This window comes from Mycobacterium dioxanotrophicus (assembly GCF_002157835.1).
Classification (GTDB): domain Bacteria; phylum Actinomycetota; class Actinomycetes; order Mycobacteriales; family Mycobacteriaceae; genus Mycobacterium; species Mycobacterium dioxanotrophicus.
The window spans coordinates 1-18369 of record NZ_CP020809.1; the positions used below are offsets into that span (position 1 = coordinate 1).

Genomic DNA, 18369 nt, shown 5'->3' on the forward strand with positions numbered 1-18369 from the left:
TCAGCGCTTGGCGCGCTGGCGGATCCGGGTGGTGAGTTCCTTCACGTGGTCGAAAACCTCGCGTCGTTCGGCCATTTCACCGCGGATCTTCTTCTCGGCGTACATCACCGTCGTGTGATCGCGTCCGAACGCCTGCCCGATCTTGGGCAGCGAGAGATCCGTGAGTTCTCGGCACAGGTACATGGCGATCTGCCGGGACTGCGCCAGTGCCCGGGTCTTACCGGGCCCGCGCAGTTCCTCCACGGTGGTCTCGAAGTACTCGGCTGTGGCGGCCATGATGGCCGCCGTGCTGATCTGCATGGTGGTGGCGTCGGCGATGAGGTCACGCAGCACCACCTCGGCCAGTGACTTGTCGATGCGCGTCTTGTTGAGCGAGGCGAACGCCGTCACACGGATCAGGGCACCCTCGAGCTCACGGATGTTGCGTTCGATGCTGCTGGCAATGAGTTCGAGAACGTCGCCGGGCACATCGAGCCGGTCCATCTGAGCTTTTTTGCGCAGAATCGCGATGCGGGTTTCCAGCTCGGGGGGCTGCACGTCGGTGATCAGGCCCCACTCGAAGCGGGTACGCAGCCGGTCCTCGAGCGTGGCCAGCTGTTTGGGCGGCCGGTCCGACGAGATCACGATCTGCTTGTTGGCGTTGTGCAGCGTGTTGAAGGTGTGGAAGAACTCTTCCTGGATACCTTCCTTGCCCTCGATGAACTGGATGTCGTCGACGAGCAGGATGTCGATGTCGCGGTAACTGCGCTTGAACGACGCCTTGCGGTCGTCGCGCAGCGAGTTGATGAAGTCGTTGGTGAATTCCTCGGTGGACACGTACTTCACGCGCATGCCGGGGAAGAGACGCTGGGCATAGTTGCCCGCGGCGTGCAGCAGATGGGTCTTGCCCAGCCCGGACTCACCCCAGATGAACAACGGGTTGTACGCCCGGGCGGGGGCCTCGGCGATGGCGAGGGTCGCGGCATGGGCGAACCGGTTGGACGCCCCGATGACGAAGGTATCGAACGTGTAGCGCCGGTTCAGGTTGACCGCATTGGCGTCGGGCGCCGCGGCGCTCGGCTGTGGGTTGCTGAAGTAGGTGGGCCAGCTCTCCTCGACGTTGACGCGGGCCGCGCGGTCGTCGTCCACCTCGTCGATGTCCAGCGGCGGAGGCTCGAGGTGGCTGTCGGAAATGTCGGCCTCGTCCGACGGGCTCGGCGTCGCGATGCGGACGCCGAGTTCGACGCGTTGGCCGAGTCGCCGGCTGAGCGCCGAAACGATGGGTTCCCGCAGGTGACGTTCGATTTCGTTCTGGACGAACGGGGTGGGCACCGACAGCAGAGCAAACCCCTCAGTGATGACCAACGGCTGTACGAGCTTCAGCCAGGCCCTTTGCTGAGGGGTGGTGTCGCCATTGAGTTCGGCGACGACGTCGTTCCAGATGGAGACGAAGGGTGGGTCGGGGTCAGCGGTCATCGACGATTACCCCCTTTACTGTCCTGGAGGTCCATCCACGGACGACCAATAGAACGAAGACGAACTGTCCACATATTTATCCACAGGTTGTGGAAAAAGGACAGTCGTCGTCGTTTCTGTTGACTTGTGCGGAGGATGTCGCAGCCGTGGCTCACATAGTGTGGGGATGTGGCGGCTGTTTGACGTCCTCGGTTCCTGTCTGGGGCCAGTCCCGGTGCGGGGCGGCTACGAACGGTATTGGCAGAAGCTAACAGTTTTCGTTCGACGTGCCAACCGTTCTGCAACATTGGCGCCAGACGCGGAGCGCAGGTTTGACCCAGCGAAAACTCGTCAGTACCCTCGAGCAGTCGCCCGCACGTGGCGATACGGCTGCGATCCTGGTCCGCCCGGAGTCTGCGCCGGTAAGTAGAGCACGACGCACCACAAGCTTATTAGGGGCAGTCGCGTCATCTCCGACACACTTCGGGTCGGCGAGTCGCGGGTGCCACATAGAAACAAGGAGAGATTGCCGTGGCCAAGGGCAAGCGGACCTTCCAGCCGAACAACCGTCGCCGTGCGCGCGTTCATGGGTTCCGGCTGCGTATGCGGACCCGTGCCGGTCGCGCCATCGTCTCCAGCCGCCGTAGCAAGGGCCGTCGCTCGCTCACTGCGTGATTCGACGCAGGATCTAGCGCGGTGCTTCCGGCTCAGAACCGGATGAGGCGGTCCGCGGAATTCAGTGTCACCGTCAGCCGTGGCGTGCGCGCAGTACAACCCGATGTGGTCGTTCATGCGTTGCGCGACGAGCTGGACCCCAGTGGCCCACGCGTCGGTTTGGTGGTCTCCAAGTCCGTCGGTAACGCCGTAGCACGTCATCGGGTGGCACGTCGTCTCCGGCACGCCGCCCGTACCGTGCTGCCCCGGCTCGAACCCACGGACCGTGTGGTGATCCGAGCCCGGCCGAGTTGCCGGGACGCGCTCTCGTCACGACTGGAACGGCAACTCACTGCTGCGCTCGAGCGGGTGGCGCGGCACGGAACTGCTTCATGATCCGGCGGGCAGGCGCGGGTGCGGCTCGCGCTGTGATCTTCTTGATCCAGCTGTATCGGCACATGATCTCTCCGCTGCGCCTGCCCACATGCCGATTCACTCCGACGTGTAGTCAGTACGCCGTGGATGCACTCACCGAGTACGGGCTTTTCTACGGTGGCTGGCTCGCCACGGTTCGGCTGCTGAAGTGCGGCCCGTGGCATCGGGGAGGATGGGATCCGATACCTGAGCGCCGCAACGCTGATGCCGTCGGAGATGGCAGAAACGAGTCCTATGTTTAACTTCTTCAGCCTCGACATCATCTATTACCCGGTGTCGGCGATCATGTGGGTTTGGTACAAGGCGTTCGCCTTCATCCTCGGCCCGCAGAACTTCTTCGCCTGGGCGCTGTCGGTGATGTTCCTGGTGTTCACCCTGCGCGCCATCCTCTACAAGCCGTTCGTCAAGCAGATCCGCACGACGCGGCAGATGCAGGAACTGCAACCGCAGATCAAGGCGCTGCAGAAGAAGTACGGCAAGGACCGCCAGCGCATGGCGCTGGAGATGCAGAAGCTGCAGCGCGAACACGGGTTCAATCCGATCCTGGGCTGTCTGCCCATGCTCGCGCAGGTGCCGGTGTTCCTCGGACTGTTCCACGTACTGCGATCCTTCAACCGGACCCAGGGCGGTTTCGGCCAGGTGCACCTGTCGGTCGCGGAGAACCGGGCCACGGGCAACTACGTCTTCAGCCCGACCGATGTGGCGAACTTCCTCGACGCCCACCTCTTCGGTGCGCCGTTGGGTGCCACCATGATCCAGACCACGGGTCTGGACGCGTTCAAGGAATTCAGCCGGCCCGCGGTGATCGCGGTCGGCGTGCCGATCATGATCCTCGCCGGCATCGCGACCTACTTCAACAGCCGGGCGTCGGTGGCGCGGCAGAGCCCAGAGGCCGCTGCCAATCCGCAGACCGCGATGATGAACAAGCTGGCTCTCTACGTGTTCCCGTTCGGCGTCGTCGCCGGCGGTCCGTTCCTGCCGCTCGCGATCATCCTCTACTGGTTCGCCAACAACATCTGGACCTTCGGTCAGCAGCACTACGTGTTCGGCATGATCGAGAAGGAAGAAGAAGCCAAGAAGGTCGAGGCGATGGAGAGGCGGGCGGCCAACGCGCCGGCGCCGGGAGCCAAGCCGAACCGGCCGCGCAAGGCACAGTCCAATCCCGGCGATGAGGACGAGGCGGATACCGCGCCCGCCGAACCGACCGAGGGCACGGGAGACAGCAGCGCCGGGGACGGATCGGCTGATACCGCCGGACGCACCCCGAAGCCCGGCGCGCGCCCCAAGAAGCGGAAGCGTTGACCAGCTCCGGCTGGCGAGTAGTAGGGAGAGACTGACATGACGGATGCACAGACCACTGATGCGGGCGTCGAGCCGGAGGCGGCGAAGGCGACGACGTCGGCGGACGATCTGGAAGAGCGTTTGGTCGCCGAGGGCGAGATCGCCGGCGACTATCTCGAGGAGCTGCTTGATCTGCTCGACTTCGACGGCGACATCGATCTGGATGTCGAAGGCGATCGCGCGGTCGTCAGCATCGACGGCGGCGGGGACCTGAGCAAGTTGGTCGGCCGCAAGGGCGAGGTGCTCGACGCGCTCCAGGAGCTGACCCGGCTGGCCGTCCACCAGAAGACCGGTGAGCGCAGCCGGCTGATGCTCGACATCGCGCGGTGGCGTCGTCGTCGTCGTGACGAACTCGCGGCGCTCGGGGACAAGGTGGCCCGCCGCGTGCTGGAGTCCGGTGAGCGCGAAGAGCTGGCTCCCATGACTCCCTTTGAGCGCAAGATCGTCCACGATGCCGTCGCGGCTGTCGAAGGCGTCCGCAGCGAGAGCGAGGGCGTGGAGCCGTCGCGACGCGTCGTTGTCTTGCTTGGCTGATTCGTTAGTTACATCGGTGTAGTTCGTGTGTAGTAGCCCGTCGCCGCGGGAGTGCGGAGGATGTTTCACGTGAAACATGGCCCGGTTCCTGCGGCGCCGGAAGTTGCCGCCGACGTGTTCGGTGACCGGCTGGAGTTGGCGGAGCGATACACCGCCATCCTTGCCGGGGCAGGTGTGGAATGGGGTTTGATCGGTCCCCGTGAAGTCGATCGTCTGTGGGAACGCCACGTCTTGAACAGCTCCGCCGTCGGCGAGCTTGTGACGGCCGGTGAACGGGTTGCCGACATCGGTAGCGGAGCCGGATTGCCAGGGATACCGTTGGCTCTGGCTCGGCAGGACGTGACAGTCACTCTCATCGAACCGCTGTTGCGGCGAAGCGAATTTCTTCGTGAAGTCATCGCCGAGCTCGATCTGAATGTCGCGGTCGTTCGCGGCCGTGCCGAGGATCGAGTCGTTCGCGATGAGGTGGGGGAGATGGATGTGGTGACGTCCCGCGCGGTCGCCTCGCTCGACAAGCTGAGTCGGTGGGGCATGCCACTGCTGCGCCAGGACGGCCGCATGTTGGCCATCAAGGGTGAGCGCGCCGAACTTGAGATCGAGGAGCATCGGCGTGTGATGAGGTCCGTCGGTGCAGTGGATGCCAGGGTAGTGAGATGTGGCGCGAGCTATTTGAACCCACCCGCAACCGTCGTCGTCGCACGGCGCGGGGCGCGGGGGAAAGCGGGCAGGAAATGAAGTTGGGTTCTGGACAGAACAAGGCCGCGGCCGCCAAAAACGACGTTGTTTCACGTGAAACACTCGGCGGCTCCGAGCGCTCCGCCGACTGGGCAGCGGACACCAGCATGGACACGCCGATCGCGGTCGAGGCCGAGCGGGCGACGCGCTTGCTGCACATCCCGCACGGACAGCTCCCACGCCCCGCGCGTCAGCGCGTCTTCACCATCGCCAATCAGAAGGGCGGCGTCGGAAAGACCACGACCGCCGTCAACGTCGCCGCTGCCCTCGCGCGACAGGGACTGCGGACCCTGGTGATCGATCTGGACCCGCAGGGCAATGCCAGCACCGCGCTGAGCATCGAACATCGTCCCGGCACGCCGTCCTCGTATGAGGTGTTGATCGGTGACATCCCCGTCAACGAGGCACTGCAGCAGAGCCCGCACAACGAGCGTCTGTTCTGCATCCCCGCCACCATCGATCTGGCCGGTGCCGAGATCGAACTCGTGAGCATGGTCGCCCGCGAGGGCCGGCTGCGGTCTGCCCTCGCCGAACTCAAACAGCACAACTTCGACTACGTATTCATCGACTGCCCGCCGTCGCTGGGCCTGCTGACCATCAACGCGTTGGTCGCGGCCCCGGAGGTGCTGATCCCCATCCAGTGCGAGTACTACGCACTGGAAGGTGTCGGCCAGTTGCTGCGCAACATCGAGATGGTCAAGGCGCACCTCAATCCGGAGCTGTCGGTGTCCACGGTGATACTGACCATGTACGACGGCCGGACCAAGTTGGCCGACCAGGTTGCCGAGGACGTTCGGGAGCACTTCGGCAACAAGGTGCTCAAGACCGTGATCCCGCGCAGCGTCAAGGTGTCGGAAGCGCCCGGTTACGGGATGACGATCCTCGACTACGACCCGGGTTCCCGTGGTGCGTTGAGCTACCTCGACGCGAGCCGCGAGATCGCGGAACGCGGGGCGCCGTCCGACGCACAGTAGGGCGACAACGCGAGAAGGTCGGGAAGTTGGCAGCGATGAGCAGGAGACGATGATGAATCAGCAGGCGAAGAAGCGCAGTGGACTCGGACGGGGTCTGGCGTCGCTGATTCCGACCGGACCGGCCGAGGACGGCACCGACAATCTGAGTCCCCGGATGGGCGCGACAGCCGCTGATGTTCTCCTCGGCCCGCCGGCTTCGTCGCCATCGCCGTCACCCGAAGCACCGCCCGCGGAGATCGACGGAGTCGGCGCGACGTACCGCGAGATCGATCCCGCGCTGATCGATCCGAACCCCCGCCAGCCCCGCCAGGTCTTCGACGAAGAAGCACTCAACGAGTTGGTGCACTCGATCCGCGAATTCGGCCTGATGCAGCCGATCGTCGTGCGTGCCGTGCAGACCGACGGATCGACGCGCTACCAGCTGGTGATGGGGGAGCGGCGCTGGCGCGCGGCACAGGTCGCCGAGCTCGCGGCCATTCCGGCGATCGTCCGAGAGACCGCCGACGACAGCATGCTTCGCGATGCGCTCCTGGAGAACATCCACCGGGTGCAGCTCAACCCGTTGGAAGAGGCCGCGGCCTATCAACAGCTGCTCGATGAATTCGGCGTCACCCACGATGAACTGGCAGCCAGAATCGGGCGGTCCCGCCCGCTGATCTCCAACATGATCCGCCTGCTGCGGTTGCCGATCGCGGTGCAGCGTCGGGTGGCTGCCGGCGTGCTCTCGGCGGGCCACGCCCGTGCGCTCCTCGCCCTTGAGGGCGGCCCGGAAAAGCAGGAGGAGCTCGCCGCGCGAATCGTGGCCGAAGGCCTGTCGGTGCGTGCCACCGAGGAGGCCGTCACCCTGGCCAACCGCGACGGGACGGCGCCGCCGGCGCCCCGCCGCAAGCCGATCCAGATGCCCGGCCTGCAGGACGTTGCTGACCGGCTGTCGACGACATTCGACACCCGCGTCACGGTGAGTCTCGGCAAACGCAAGGGCAAGATCGTCGTCGAGTTCGGGTCGGTCGACGATCTGCAGCGGATTGTCGAACTTATGAGCACCGAACAGCTCTGAAAGTCGACGACCAACCACACGCGGCCGTTCCGTCACTGTGACACATGACGTCACCGTCGCATCGCGTGACTGGGGCGCGATCGGGAAAGCAATTGAGCTGCATCAGAATTCGTTCGAAAGGCGGCGAAAGATGAGAGATTCGTCGCGGACTACGCCGTTGCCGCCAAGCTCTCCTATCCTTGAGGGTGCGCCGCGCACACCGGCATCGTGTGGAACCCGGGGAGTCTAGTGTCAGCACGTATCACGCCGCTCCGGCTCGAGGGATTCGAGCAGTTGCCCAAGCATGCACGGCGGTGTGTCTTCTGGGAGGTAGACCCCTCGACGCTGCGCGGCGACGATCACCTCAGCGATCCCGAGTTCGAGAAAGAAGCGTGGCTGTCCATGGTCATGCTCGAGTGGGGATCGTGCGGCCAGCTCGCCGTGGAATCACCGCCCGATGACGGCAGTGAGTTCGGACCTCCGATCACCGGGGACGAACCGTGCCTGGGCTATGCGTTCTATGCACCACCCGGCGCGGTGCCGCGGGCACGACTGTTCCCCACGGCACCCGTCAGCGCCGACGCCGTGTTGTTGACCGCTGTCGCAGTCGAATCCGGCGACGGCACCGAAGGTCTGCCGGGGAGCCTGCTCGCTGCGGTGGTGAACGACCTTGTGCGGCGCGGTGTTCGGTCCCTGGAGGCATTCGGTTACACCCCCGCCGTTACCGAGTTGGGCGACTGCGGCTCACTGCCCGGCGAGTTGGCGCCCGTCGTCGAGGTGCTGGGGGACTGCGCGGTCGACCAATGCATGATCGACTCGGACTTCCTGCTGGACGTCGGTTTCACGGTGATCGCTCCCCATCCGTACTTTCCGCGACTGCGGCTCGAGCTCGACAAGGGCCTGGGCTGGAAGGCCGAGGTGGAAGCCGCGCTCGAGCGGTTGCTCGAAAATGCCCGGATCGAATTGCCGATCGGTGCCGGGATGACCGGTGCCACGATGAACATCACTCGGCCGGCGCAGCGCAACACGTCGTCTTGACCGGATGGTCGATGACTTCCGCTGCCTCGCGGTGTCTACCTGGATATGCCAGCAGCATCGGATGAGCGGGGCGACGTGGTCATCGTTGCCGGACACATCATCGTCGAACCCGCACAGCGGGCGTCGTATCTGGCGGGATGCGTCGCCGTCGTCGAACAAGCCCGCCGCACCCACGGCTGTATCGACTTCGCCATCTCGGCCGACCTCGTCGACCCGCGCCGGATCAACGTGTACGAGCAGTGGACCTCGCAGTCGGCTGTCGAAGCGCTCCGCGGTGACGGCCCCGGCGATGATCAAAGTGCGGCAATGCTTTCGGCGTCGGTGGCCGAATATGATGCCACCGTGCGACGGTGGCTGTCGCACGGTTGATTCCGGGGGAATGGGTGCGGTGGCCGGCCTAAATCGCGATCCGGTTCGCCGACGCGGGCAGATGTCGGGCCAGGCGAGTGGCCCACAGGGCGCCAAGCAGACTTGTGCCGATGAGCAGCGCCATGAGAACGGTTCCGTGGTGGGTGCCGAAAGCCAAACCGCTCAATGCCGGGCCGGCGAAGAATCCCGTGGTCCAACCGAGTGCGGATACCGCGTTGTACCGCCCGCGAAGAGCCTCGGGCGCAAGATCATTCACGATCGCCGTCAGCGTCGGGGCCAGGGCTGTCTCGGCGAGACCGAACGTCACCATGGCCGCGACGAATCCCCAGATCGCCGGCCACCCGCTGCCCGCGTGTCCGGATACCAATGCCAACGTCCACCCGAACGCCCAACTTGTACAGGCGACGGAGATCGCCGTCGTGCGGGTACGGCCGACCAGGGCGCGCAGTACCGGCAGCTGCAGCACCACGACGGCCGCGGCGTTGGCGGCAAAACAGATCCCGAGCGCACTCACCGGGATGCCGTGATCACGGGTGGCCCACCCGGGGAACGCGGCGTGATATTGCCCGAAGCCGATCATCACCACCAACGCGGACAGACCGGCCACGGACAGGAACAGCCGATCCTGGAGCACTGCGCGAAAATTGGTGCCGCCGTGTTCGGCTGCTGGTGCTACCGGGCCGCCCGGCACAGGGACGAGCAGCAGTAGTGGTATGAACAGCAAGAATGTCGCGGCGTCGATCAGATAGACGACTTGGAAGGTAGTCGGGCGACCAGGGTCGACGATGAGTCCGGCGATGACGGCGCCGATCGCGATCCCCGCGTTGAGGGTGGCGTGGCGCACCGCGAACGCCGCGGACCGCTGCGCGGGCGTCACGACGGTCGCCAAGAGCGCGTCGAACGCCGGCCAGGCGATCGAATTGCCGAGCCCGAGCAGCGCCGCGGCCAGGAATGCCACCGGTGCACAGGTGACCCACCCGAGTGTCGCCGCACCCGCCGCGGAGAACACCAAGCCGACCAGCAGTGCGGGCCGTGGTCCGACACGGTCGCTGAGAAATCCGCCGACCGGATTGCCGACGAACGACGCCAGCGCGATGGTCGACAGCGCCAGGGCGGCGGTGGCGACATCGATGCCGCGCACCTGGTGCAGGTACACCAGCATGAACGGTAGCGACATGCCGGATCCCAACGCGGACAAGGTATCACCGGCCAGGACGGTCGCCGCCGCCCGCGGCAGCTGAGGAATCAAGCGGGCCGATCGGGCGGTCTCGACAGTTGTCTGCGTCATCGCCGCGTCCTCTGCGATGAGCTCTCCGCGTCGCCCGCACCGGCCGGCAGCACGGCCAGATTGTGTTGCACGAGCGCCACATCGGGATGGCTGGTCCCGAGCGTGGACTGCAGGATCCGCAGACTACGTTCGTACAGTCGTCGGGCCTCGGTGGTGTCGCTCTCCGCGGTGCTGACCGCCAGGTTCGCACAAGTCATGCCGACCTCGTAATGGTCAGCGCCCAAAGCACTTTCGAAGATCCGCAGGGCCCGTTGGTAACACGATACGGCGGCCGTCGTATCCCCGGAGTCGTGGTGGAGCGCGCCGATCGCGTTCAAATCGCATGCCACGTCGGGATCGTCGTCGCCGACGGCGTCGATGCGGAACTCAAGACCGCGCTGCGCGTGAGCCAAACCTTCGGCGATGCGTCCTCGAGCGTGGGCGAGGCCGCCGAGGTTGTGCAGCAGCACCGCCAGCGCCTGCCTGTCACGGACCGGTTCGACATCCAGCACGACCCGGATGTGCTCGTAATGCGTTGCGGCGTCGTCGAAGCGGCCGCGGTATTTCGCGGTGACACCGCGCAGGTTGTGAATCGAGAGCACGGTGTGGTCATCGGCAGCCAGTATCCGGCGGGAGATCCGCAGCGCGGCAGCCAGTCTCGCGTCGGCCAACTCGAAAGCTGCATGGTTCAACAACATTCGAGCGCGCATCAGCTCAATGTCGACCCACAATGACATCAGCGCGGGGTCGCACGTCTCGGCCAACGGTTCCGCGATCCCGGCGGCCCGCTCCGCCAGCGCCCGGGCTGTTCCGAAATCCCCGGCGGTTTCCTCGATGTCGGCACACGTCAAGATCACATTGGCGAGGTCGGGTGAATCCGGGCCGAAGGTCGCTCTTGCGGCGTCGACCGCGGCCGTCCCCAACAAGCGCGCGTCCTGCAGTCGCCCGTGCGCCAGCGCAGCAAGTGCGCCGTCGTGCTGCGCTACCGCCAGACACACCGGCCCGGATTCAGCCATCGGTCTCGTCCGTCAGATTCGAGCAGTGACCAGGCTGTGGTTCTGGGTCAGCGACCGACGTGGGCGAGTGGTGGTCAGGCTGTGGTTGCTGACGAGGGCCCGCTTCGGCCGGACGGTGACCAGGGTGTGGTTGGCGTTGATTCCCCGCTTGCGGTGCGTTGTGGCCAGGGTGCTGATCGCATTCATGGTTCTTGCTCCTTGTTTGGTGTGTCGTCACCCCGGGATATCCGAGACGACGGCAATCACGATCGCGCGGCGACCTCAAGGACTCCTCAAATGAACTGGCTGTCGTGCCCGGCCCATCCCGCAATAGCCGAGGTCAATGCCCATGCGCCGGTCGAGGACGTAGGTAATCATTGATGTCTGACTCAAGAGGCAGGTCGTGCGGGCGATGGTGGGTGATCTGTTTACGACGCAGCGCGGTGAGGGTGATCCGCTGCCGGCTTTGCTGGCCGCGGCGGGATTCGAGCGGGCCCGGGAGATCGGCCGGGGTGGGTTCGGGGTGGTGTACCGCTGCCTGCAGACCGGGTTGGATCGGGTCGTGGCGGTCAAGGTGTTGACCGCTGACCTGGAGGACAACCGCCCCCGGTTCATGCGTGAACAGCAGGCGATGGCCCGGCTCACGGGGCACCCCAACATCGTTCCGGTGCTCCAGGTAGGCCAGACCGATCAGGGCCAGCCGTTTTTGGTGATGCCCTTCTACCCGCGAGGTTCATTGCACGCCCGGATCTTTCAGGACGGCGTCGTGGGCATCGAGGAGGTCCTGCACCTCGGGGTGAAGCTGGCGGGGGCGCTCGATTCCGCACATCGGCAGGACATCGTGCACCGTGACGTGAAACCGGCCAACATCTTGCTCACCGATTACGGAGAGCCGGCGTTGACCGATTTCGGTATCGCCCACTTCGCCGGTGGATTCGAGACAGCCACCGGCGTGTTCACCGGATCCCCGGCCTACACCGCGCCCGAGGTGCTGTCCGGGCAGTGCGCCGGTGCGGCCTCCGACGTGTACGGCCTCGGCGCGACACTGTTCACCGCGTTGACTGGTCATGCCGCGTTCGAACGACTCGATGGTGAACAGGTGGTCGCGCAGTTTGTGCGGATCACCACCGGGCCGGAGCCTGATCTAGGTAGGCATGGTGTCCCCGCCGACGTGGCCGAGGTGGTGGCGCGGGCGATGGCCCGCGATCCCGAGTCGAGGCCTACGGCGTCGGAGCTGGGGGAGCAGCTGCGGAGGCTGCAGGCACGGCACAGTGCGGCAGAACCGGCCGCCCCCGAGCCGTCCCAGATGGTTCATGGCCCGCGGCGCCTGCGTCGCCGCATCCTGACCGGTACAGCCGCCGTGTTGTTGGTGTCGGCGACCGTGTTTGGAGTTCTGCACTGGAGGGGCGGATCCGGCAGGGCCGACGACGGCACCCCGCGCAACCTCGCGGCGCAACCCGGCGGTGTGGTGCCCGGGATCGCGGCGACGCTGCCGGCCGGAATCAAGAGTGCGGGCCGGTTGGTGATCGGGGTCGAGGTTCCCTACGCGCCGCTGGAGTTCAAAAATTCTGCCGGCCAGATCGTCGGTTTCGATGTCGACCTGATGAACGCGGTCGCGCGGACCCTCGGCCTGGTTGCGGACTACCGCGACGTGGCGGCCTTCGAGGACATCATCCCCGAAGTGCAGCACGGCAACCTCACCATGGGAGCGTCGGCCATCACCGATACCCGCGAGCGGGAACAGGCGGTCGATTTCGTCACCTACTTCCAGGCCGGAACCTTGTGGGCGCAACGACCCGGCCCGCCGATCGACCCCAACGCCGCATGCGGGCTCAAGGTCGGGGTGCAGTCCGGGAGTGTCCAGGCAAACGATCAGCTCCCGGCGAAAAGTGATGCATGCGTGGCGACCGGACTCAAACCGATCCAGAAGGTGGTCTTCACGCTGCACAACGAACTCACCGCGGCGTTGCTCAACGGCCAAATCGATGCGATGGCCGCCGATTCGCCGGCGACCGCGTTTGCGATCAAGCTCAGTACTGGCCGGCTGGTAGCGGCCGGCGACGTCACCGACGTCGCGCCGTACGGCTGGACGGTCGGCAAGGACTCCGCCCTGTCGGAGCCGCTCCTGCGGGCCCTCGAGCACCTGATGCAGACCGGCGAATACCGAACCATCGCCACGAAGTGGGGGATTGAGAGCGGCATGATCGACAAACCCGTGATCGACGGCGCCACTGCATGACCGGGCACCCGGTTCCACCCGAGGGGGAGTCGAAGTTGCTGCCGCAGAACAGCATCCAGCTCGGCATTCTCGGGCCGTGCGAGATGTGGGTCGGCGGAAGGACGGTTCCGCTCGGCTCGCACAAGCAGCGTGCGGTGCTGGCGATGCTGGTGATTCACCGCAACCGGGCAGTGGGGATCGACGAACTGATCAGCGCGGTGTGGGGAGATGCCGCGCACGCAGGAGCGCGGGCGGCCCTGCACACCTACGTGTCCAATCTGCGGGGCCTGATGGCCGGCTCGGGCACCGACAGCCACACGGTGCTGGCCAGGACACCACCGGGGTATCGCATGTCGGTTCCCGACGAAGACTGTGACGCCGGACGTTTCATCAACGAGCGGGGCAGGGGCATCCGCGCCCTTGCCGCCGGGGACTTCGAGCGGGCCTGCGAGTATCTGTCAGACGCGCTGTCGCAGTGGCGCGGACCGGTGCTGGATGATCTGCGTGCATTCAGCTTTTTCGAGGCCTTCGCTACCGCGCTCGCCGAGGAAAAGCTCATGACGCAGATCTCCCGTGCGGAGGCCGAAATCGCTTGTGGCCACGCTGGTTTGGTGACCAACGAACTCGAGTCGCTGGCTGGTGAGCATCCCTACCGGGAGCCGTTATGGGCGCAGCTCATCACGGCTTACTATCTGGCTCAACGCCAATCCGATGCGCTCGACGCGTACCACCGATTGCGGACGGCACTCGACGAGGATCTCGGCATCGATCCCGGCCCCGTCGTGCAAGCACTGTATGTGCAAGTCCTACGCCAACAGCCGCTTGATCCGGCGAAGGCGGCTCAGTTGCATGCCGACGAAACCATCGAGGCCTTCCATGAACAGGCCACCGCGGTGACCGAACGTCCGAACGGACCTGTCCTGCGGGGCGCTGACGGGTGGGTACATCCGTTGTGCGCGTTGAGCACTCGGATCGGCCGGAGCCCCGACAACAACATCGTTCTCGCCGATGCCAGGGTCAGCCGTCACCACGCCGCGATCATAGAGACCGGCGACAGGTTCGTGATCGCCGACCTGAACTCGAAGAATGGTGTGTATGTGCGGGATCGACGGATCCACCCCAGCGAGACGCTCGTGAGCGGAGACGTCATCCGCGTCGGCGACCAACAATTCACGTTCGACATCGCGCCCGAAGACCCGCCGCCGTGGTGACGGGCCGGACGGTTACGCGCCGCGCGGAGTCTGCTCGACCGACAGCTCGTGGGCCAGCAGCTCTGCGAACGTGAAAGTGCCTGTGGGGCGGTCGTTCTTGCCCAGCAGATAGAGACGCTTGACCGCGGCGAGGATGCCCTCTGCGATGGCGTCGCGGGTCGCGGTGGAGACCAGCAGATTGCGGTCACGCGGATTGGTGATGTAGCCGACATCCACCTGAACCGTGGGCATCCGGGTGAGCCGCAACAGATCCCAGGTTCGGCCGTGGGTACGGCAGTCGCGTAACCCGGTGCGGGCCACCACTTCCCGCTGGATGAAATCGGCCAGGTTGCGACCGATGGTCGACACCGAACCGTGCGAGTTCCCGAAATGGAAGGAGGCCACCCCGTTGGCGGAGGGACTGAGCTGAGTGGCGCAGCGCAGGCTGATCATCAGATCGGCGCCGACGGTGTTGGCCGTCGCCGCGCGCTCCGCATCGAGCGGGCTGTGCCCGGCCGGGCGGGACGTGAAGGTGTCCATCCCGATGGCCGTCATCCGGCCTTCGAGCCGACTTGCCAAGTCCCACAGGATGTCTGCTTCGCTGATCGGCCCCTCGGGGCCATTCATGATCATGCCGTGATCAGACCCACCGCGGCCCGGATCGATGATCACCCGCTTGCCGGACAGCCGTGGCCCGGACCGCCGGACCAGCTCTTCCTCGCGGATGGCGTGCGGCGAGCCACCGGTCACCCGCGATCCCAGGAAGTACAGCGAGCGAAGGGTTTCCGGACCGCAGATGCCGTCGGGGTACAGCCCGTATTCACGCTGGTAGGACGACAGGGCATTGTGGGTCTGCAGCCCGAAGTGGCCGTCGACCATTCCGGTGTAGAACCCGAGATCCTGCAATCGGGCCTGCAGGGTGGCGACGTCGTCGCCGTACATCGGTGCCCCGAACTGGTGGGTGAGCGTGCGCGCACCCAGCCGGTAGGACGCCTCGCGCAGTGCGCGGTAGGTCGCCTCACCCACGATGCCGTCCACCAACAGACCACGATGCTGCTGGAAGGCACGCACCGCTTGGTCGAGTTCGTCATCGAACACATCCAGTGCGACGTGCCTGCCGGTGTTCAGATCGGCGTCAGGGTTGTCGATGAGACCCAGCGACGTGAGCGCTTCCCGGATCTCGGTGACCGCACCGCCACGATCGCCGTGACGCAGACTCGACATACGGGCCCCTCCAGGCTGGTTTTTCGGCGGGTTGCCGAAACTGACCAGCCAGCATTGTCTCAGATTTCGACCACATACCGGAAAACGCCAGGCGAATCCGGCGCGGGTCTAACCATCCGTTAACGCAGCGTCAGAGCGCGTCGGCGAGCTCACGCAGCAGCGCGGCCTTGCCCTTGGCCCCCACGATGCGCTTGACCGGGGCGCCGTCCTTGAACAGGATCATCGTCGGGATCGAAACGACCTGGAAGTCCCGTGCGGTGGCGGGGTTGGCGTCCACGTCGAGCTTGGCGACCGTCAACTCACCGGCCTTCTCCGACGCGATCTCCTCGAGCACCGGCGCGACCATCTTGCACGGCCCGCACCAGGTCGCCCAGAAATCCACCAGCACCGGCGTGCTGCTGGTCAGGACGTCGCTGGAAAACGAAGCGTCGGTGACCGCTACGGTTGCGCTGTCCTCGCTCATGGTCTCTCTCCTGTCGATCGAAAGGTGTTCGGGCTCAGTCGTTGTCAGCCAGCCAGCGTTCGGTGTCGATGGCCGCCGAACAGCCGCTGCCCGCGGCCGTGATGGCCTGGCGGTAGGTGTGGTCGACTAGGTCACCCGCAGCGAACACGCCGTCGATCGACGTCGCGGTGGTGCGACCGACGGTCAGCACATAACCTTCGTCGTCCAGGTCGATCTGCCCGCGCACCAACTCCGAGCGCGGATCGTGCCCGATGGCCACGAACACCCCGGTGACGGCAAGCTTGGATTCCTCGCCGGTCACGGTGTCGCGCAGGCGTACCCCGGTGACCTTCGGCGAACCCTCGATCTCGGTGATCTCCGTGTTGGTGAGGAACGTGATCTTCTCGTTGGCCCGGGCCCGCTCCAGCATGATCTTGGACGCGCGGAATTCGTCGCGGCGGTGGATCAGGGTGACGCTGCGGGCAAACCGGGTGAGGAACGTCGCCTCCTCCATCGCCGAATCGCCGCCGCCGACCACGACGATGTCCTCGTCGCGGAAGAAGAAGCCGTCGCACGTCGCGCAGGTGCTGACGCCCATGCCGGTCAGTGCCTCCTCGCCGGGAACCCCGAGGTGGCGCGCCGCGGCGCCCATCGCCAGGATCACGGAACGGGCCTGATGGGTCTCGTCACCGACGGTGACCGTCTTCACGGGACCGGTGAGGTCGACCGCGTCGACGTCCTCCATCCGCAGGTCGGCCCCGAAGCGCAGCGCCTGCTCGCGCATCTGGTCCATCAACTCGGGTCCGGTGATGCCCTCGCGGAAGCCGGGATAGTTCTCCACCTCGGTGGTGGTCATCAGCGCGCCACCGAACTGCGTGCCCTCGAACACCAGCGGCTTGAGCTGGGCGCGAGCGGCATACACGGCAGCGGTGTAACCGGCAGGACCCGATCCGATGATGATGACGTCGTGGACGGTCTCTGAGGTGGTCATATCGGCCTTTCTGCCGGATCTTGGCTCGGCATGCGTGTAACGCCAGCCTAGGCCGGGCTGTTCCCGGCGAACTCGGGGGACAGACTACGGGCGTTTGACCACGGTGTCCGCGAGCAACCCGGCGTGGGCGGCGTCGCAGTCCGGGGCCACCACCAGGCCCACGACCGTGCCAGGCACGTCGGAGGGCACCAGGATCAGCACCCCGCGCCTGCCCCCGACATCCTGGGGCCGGCCACCCAGCACCTTGATCCCCGGCGGGTAGCCCAGAGCCGCCAGGCACTGGGCGCGGCGCTCGGGATCGGTCAGCGGCCCGAGATCGGGGCGGGCCGCCAGCAGGCCGAGCAGCTGCGGCTCGGGCAGGTCGACCGTGGGCTGCGGCGGGGACACCGTGATGCGTTCGAACCGGGCCGTGCTCGCCGCGGAGGGCGGGTCGGGACGCATCAGCATGGCGCTGCCGAGCCCGACAGCCAGCAGCGCCGCGCACGCACCCGCGACGGCAGCGGCCCGGCGTACGCGTCGGGCACCCGGCTGCAGGCCATGTTCGGGCGGGGGAGCGGCCCGCAGCGCAGAGGTGAGGCGAGCGGCCACGTCGTGGGGCACCGGGGGCGCGGTTTGCCCGTCGTCGGCCAGATCTGCCACGTCGCGTCGCACCCGGTCCAGCGCGGCCAGCGCGGCCGCCGCCTCGGGTTCGGTGCGCACGCGGTGGCGCAGGCGCGCGGCGGTGGCATCGTCGAGCAGCCCGGCCTGGAGTTCGGCGAGCCGGTCAGGCGTGATCGGCTCGTCTGACGGCGCTGGGTGCGTGCTGCCGTTCATCGGGATCAAAGTATCGCAGCGAGCGGGCGAGTTTGGCCCGGCCGCGCGCACACCGGCTCTTCACGGTGCCCTCGGCGACCCCGAGCAATTGGGCCGTCTCGGCCACCGAGTAGCCCTGCATGTCCACCGCGACGATCGCGGCCCGCTGTTCGACGGGAAGCATCAGCAGTGCGCGTTCCACCACGATCGCGGTGTCCACGCGGTGTGCCGGGTCGCCGGCGGGGTCGCGCAGATGCCCGAGGTCGGCATCGTAGGGGGCTGCGGCCGGCTGGGCCTTGGCGCGGCGCAGGCGGTCCAGGCAGGCGTTGACCACGATGCGGTACAGCCAGCTGCTCACCGCCGAGTCGTACCGGAACGACGCCGCGGTCCGATGCGCCGACAGCAGGGCATCCTGCACGGCGTCATCGGCGTCGTCGTCGTGGCGGCTGGTCAGATACGCCAGCCGGCGCAGCTGCCGGTGATAGCGATGGACCAATTCCTCGAACGCGTAGCGATCCCCGGAGACGTGAGCGGCGAGCAACTCGGCATCCGTACGCGTACCGGCGCGCGTCGACGCTGGTGCTGCCGGATCCCCGGTCCCCCCGAACCTTCCCACAGCCGAACACTAAAGGCTGCCGCGGGCGCCTCCCGACACTTCTTTGCCGCAGTGCGCATCACGCATGGTCAGCGCCGCGGCCGG

Annotated in this window: 21 protein-coding genes; 12 read left to right on the forward strand and 9 right to left on the reverse strand. The window is 66.3% G+C overall.

Annotated features, from left to right (window positions below; all coding sequences use genetic code 11):
• A complete protein-coding gene (gene dnaA, locus BTO20_RS00005; RefSeq protein WP_087072327.1) occupies positions 1-1455 on the reverse strand; it encodes a chromosomal replication initiator protein DnaA in 1455 nt (484 codons plus the stop codon).
• Positions 1456-1965: 510 nt separating this feature from the next.
• Here dnaA and rpmH point away from each other — a divergent pair.
• The 10 genes from rpmH to BTO20_RS00055 all read left to right on the forward strand — a co-directional run bounded on the left by rpmH (position 1966) and on the right by BTO20_RS00055 (position 8550).
• Positions 1966-2109 carry a 50S ribosomal protein L34 gene (gene rpmH, locus BTO20_RS00010; RefSeq protein ID WP_070355130.1) on the forward strand — a complete coding sequence of 48 codons (144 nt, stop codon included), beginning with the start codon at positions 1966-1968 and terminating at the stop codon, positions 2107-2109.
• 21 nt (positions 2110-2130) lie between these two features.
• The gene (gene rnpA, locus BTO20_RS00015) at positions 2131-2484 is read left to right on the forward strand and encodes a ribonuclease P protein component (protein ID WP_087072329.1); all 354 of its coding nucleotides are present in this window, start codon (positions 2131-2133) and stop codon (positions 2482-2484) included.
• Positions 2481-2765: a membrane protein insertion efficiency factor YidD gene (gene yidD / locus BTO20_RS00020; RefSeq protein ID WP_087072331.1), complete on the forward strand. Its 285-nt coding sequence runs from the start codon at positions 2481-2483 to the stop codon at positions 2763-2765. Before rnpA ends, yidD begins: the two co-directional genes overlap by 4 nt.
• Complete coding sequence (yidC, locus tag BTO20_RS00025) at positions 2740-3825, forward strand: membrane protein insertase YidC (RefSeq protein ID WP_408632140.1); 1086 nt, start codon at positions 2740-2742, stop codon at positions 3823-3825. Before yidD ends, yidC begins: the two co-directional genes overlap by 26 nt.
• A 36-nt stretch (positions 3826-3861) precedes the next feature.
• Entirely contained in the window at positions 3862-4398 is a 537-nt protein-coding gene (locus tag BTO20_RS00030) for a Jag family protein (RefSeq protein WP_083163966.1), read from the forward strand.
• 60 nt (positions 4399-4458) lie between these two features.
• On the forward strand, positions 4459-5133 hold the full coding sequence (gene rsmG / locus BTO20_RS00035) for a 16S rRNA (guanine(527)-N(7))-methyltransferase RsmG (protein ID WP_198344197.1): 675 nt from the start codon (positions 4459-4461) through the stop codon (positions 5131-5133).
• Between the two features lie 107 nt (positions 5134-5240).
• On the forward strand, positions 5241-6107 hold the full coding sequence (locus BTO20_RS00040) for a ParA family protein (RefSeq protein WP_232491306.1): 867 nt from the start codon (positions 5241-5243) through the stop codon (positions 6105-6107).
• A gap of 52 nt (positions 6108-6159) precedes the next feature.
• Positions 6160-7164, forward strand: a complete 1005-nt coding sequence (locus tag BTO20_RS00045; protein WP_087081384.1) for a ParB/RepB/Spo0J family partition protein — start codon at positions 6160-6162, stop codon at positions 7162-7164.
• A 228-nt stretch (positions 7165-7392) separates the two neighbouring features.
• Positions 7393-8181, forward strand: coding sequence for an acetyltransferase (locus BTO20_RS00050; RefSeq protein ID WP_087072336.1), 789 nt, complete (start codon positions 7393-7395; stop codon positions 8179-8181).
• Positions 8182-8256: 75 nt separating this feature from the next.
• On the forward strand, positions 8257-8550 hold the full coding sequence (locus BTO20_RS00055; RefSeq protein WP_087081386.1) for a putative quinol monooxygenase: 294 nt from the start codon (positions 8257-8259) through the stop codon (positions 8548-8550).
• Between the two features lie 28 nt (positions 8551-8578).
• Here BTO20_RS00055 and BTO20_RS00060 read toward each other — a convergent pair whose 3' ends face one another.
• The 3 genes from BTO20_RS00060 to BTO20_RS39060 are packed head-to-tail and all read right to left on the reverse strand — an operon-like array spanning position 8579 to position 11019.
• Positions 8579-9838, reverse strand: a complete 1260-nt coding sequence (locus BTO20_RS00060; RefSeq protein ID WP_087072338.1) for an MFS transporter — start codon at positions 9836-9838, stop codon at positions 8579-8581.
• Positions 9835-10833 carry a tetratricopeptide repeat protein gene (locus tag BTO20_RS00065; RefSeq protein ID WP_087072340.1) on the reverse strand — a complete coding sequence of 333 codons (999 nt, stop codon included), beginning with the start codon at positions 10831-10833 and terminating at the stop codon, positions 9835-9837. Before BTO20_RS00065 ends, BTO20_RS00060 begins: the two co-directional genes overlap by 4 nt.
• Before the next feature lie 12 nt (positions 10834-10845).
• Positions 10846-11019, reverse strand: a complete 174-nt coding sequence (locus BTO20_RS39060; RefSeq protein WP_157680080.1) for a hypothetical protein — start codon at positions 11017-11019, stop codon at positions 10846-10848.
• A gap of 205 nt (positions 11020-11224) precedes the next feature.
• Here BTO20_RS39060 and BTO20_RS41505 point away from each other — a divergent pair, with 205 nt between their 5' ends.
• Both BTO20_RS41505 and BTO20_RS00075 read left to right on the forward strand, forming a co-directional pair.
• Positions 11225-13051: a bifunctional serine/threonine-protein kinase/transporter substrate-binding domain-containing protein gene (locus tag BTO20_RS41505; protein WP_087072343.1), complete on the forward strand. Its 1827-nt coding sequence runs from the start codon at positions 11225-11227 to the stop codon at positions 13049-13051.
• The gene (locus BTO20_RS00075) at positions 13048-14241 is read left to right on the forward strand and encodes a BTAD domain-containing putative transcriptional regulator (RefSeq protein WP_087072345.1); all 1194 of its coding nucleotides are present in this window, start codon (positions 13048-13050) and stop codon (positions 14239-14241) included. Before BTO20_RS41505 ends, BTO20_RS00075 begins: the two co-directional genes overlap by 4 nt.
• 12 nt (positions 14242-14253) lie before the next feature.
• On the opposite strand, the gene BTO20_RS00080 is transcribed toward BTO20_RS00075, so the two are convergent.
• The 5 genes from BTO20_RS00080 to sigM all read right to left on the reverse strand — a co-directional run bounded on the left by BTO20_RS00080 (position 14254) and on the right by sigM (position 18285).
• Positions 14254-15444, reverse strand: a complete 1191-nt coding sequence (locus BTO20_RS00080) for an N-acetylmuramoyl-L-alanine amidase (protein WP_064942942.1) — start codon at positions 15442-15444, stop codon at positions 14254-14256.
• 130 nt (positions 15445-15574) lie between these two features.
• On the reverse strand, positions 15575-15907 hold the full coding sequence (gene trxA / locus BTO20_RS00085; RefSeq protein WP_087072347.1) for a thioredoxin: 333 nt from the start codon (positions 15905-15907) through the stop codon (positions 15575-15577).
• Between the two features lie 34 nt (positions 15908-15941).
• A complete protein-coding gene (trxB, locus tag BTO20_RS00090; protein ID WP_087072349.1) occupies positions 15942-16877 on the reverse strand; it encodes a thioredoxin-disulfide reductase in 936 nt (311 codons plus the stop codon).
• A gap of 84 nt (positions 16878-16961) precedes the next feature.
• Positions 16962-17690, reverse strand: coding sequence for a hypothetical protein (locus BTO20_RS00095; RefSeq protein WP_087072351.1), 729 nt, complete (start codon positions 17688-17690; stop codon positions 16962-16964).
• Positions 17641-18285: an RNA polymerase sigma factor SigM gene (gene sigM, locus BTO20_RS00100; protein WP_087072353.1), complete on the reverse strand. Its 645-nt coding sequence runs from the start codon at positions 18283-18285 to the stop codon at positions 17641-17643. The genes BTO20_RS00095 and sigM overlap by 50 nt, the downstream gene beginning before the upstream one ends.
• Positions 18286-18369: the final 84 nt, after the last annotated feature.

What these genes read in the sequence shown, in the direction of transcription:
- dnaA (WP_087072327.1), bottom strand. Translation starts at nt 1,455, where the DNA reads ATGACCGCTGACCCCGACCCACCCTTCGTCTCCATCTGGAACGACGTC.
- yidD (WP_087072331.1), top strand. Translation starts at nt 2,481, where the DNA reads ATGATCCGGCGGGCAGGCGCGGGTGCGGCTCGCGCTGTGATCTTCTTG.
- yidC (WP_408632140.1), top strand. Translation starts at nt 2,740, where the DNA reads ATGGCAGAAACGAGTCCTATGTTTAACTTCTTCAGCCTCGACATCATC.
- BTO20_RS00030 (WP_083163966.1), top strand. Translation starts at nt 3,862, where the DNA reads ATGACGGATGCACAGACCACTGATGCGGGCGTCGAGCCGGAGGCGGCG.
- rsmG (WP_198344197.1), top strand. Translation starts at nt 4,459, where the DNA reads ATGTTTCACGTGAAACATGGCCCGGTTCCTGCGGCGCCGGAAGTTGCC.
- BTO20_RS00040 (WP_232491306.1), top strand. Translation starts at nt 5,241, where the DNA reads ATGGACACGCCGATCGCGGTCGAGGCCGAGCGGGCGACGCGCTTGCTG.
- BTO20_RS00045 (WP_087081384.1), top strand. Translation starts at nt 6,160, where the DNA reads ATGAATCAGCAGGCGAAGAAGCGCAGTGGACTCGGACGGGGTCTGGCG.
- BTO20_RS00060 (WP_087072338.1), bottom strand. Translation starts at nt 9,838, where the DNA reads ATGACGCAGACAACTGTCGAGACCGCCCGATCGGCCCGCTTGATTCCT.
- BTO20_RS00065 (WP_087072340.1), bottom strand. Translation starts at nt 10,833, where the DNA reads ATGGCTGAATCCGGGCCGGTGTGTCTGGCGGTAGCGCAGCACGACGGC.
- BTO20_RS39060 (WP_157680080.1), bottom strand. Translation starts at nt 11,019, where the DNA reads ATGAATGCGATCAGCACCCTGGCCACAACGCACCGCAAGCGGGGAATC.
- BTO20_RS41505 (WP_087072343.1), top strand. Translation starts at nt 11,225, where the DNA reads ATGGTGGGTGATCTGTTTACGACGCAGCGCGGTGAGGGTGATCCGCTG.
- BTO20_RS00075 (WP_087072345.1), top strand. Translation starts at nt 13,048, where the DNA reads ATGACCGGGCACCCGGTTCCACCCGAGGGGGAGTCGAAGTTGCTGCCG.
- BTO20_RS00080 (WP_064942942.1), bottom strand. Translation starts at nt 15,444, where the DNA reads ATGTCGAGTCTGCGTCACGGCGATCGTGGCGGTGCGGTCACCGAGATC.
- trxA (WP_087072347.1), bottom strand. Translation starts at nt 15,907, where the DNA reads ATGAGCGAGGACAGCGCAACCGTAGCGGTCACCGACGCTTCGTTTTCC.
- trxB (WP_087072349.1), bottom strand. Translation starts at nt 16,877, where the DNA reads ATGACCACCTCAGAGACCGTCCACGACGTCATCATCATCGGATCGGGT.
- BTO20_RS00095 (WP_087072351.1), bottom strand. Translation starts at nt 17,690, where the DNA reads ATGAACGGCAGCACGCACCCAGCGCCGTCAGACGAGCCGATCACGCCT.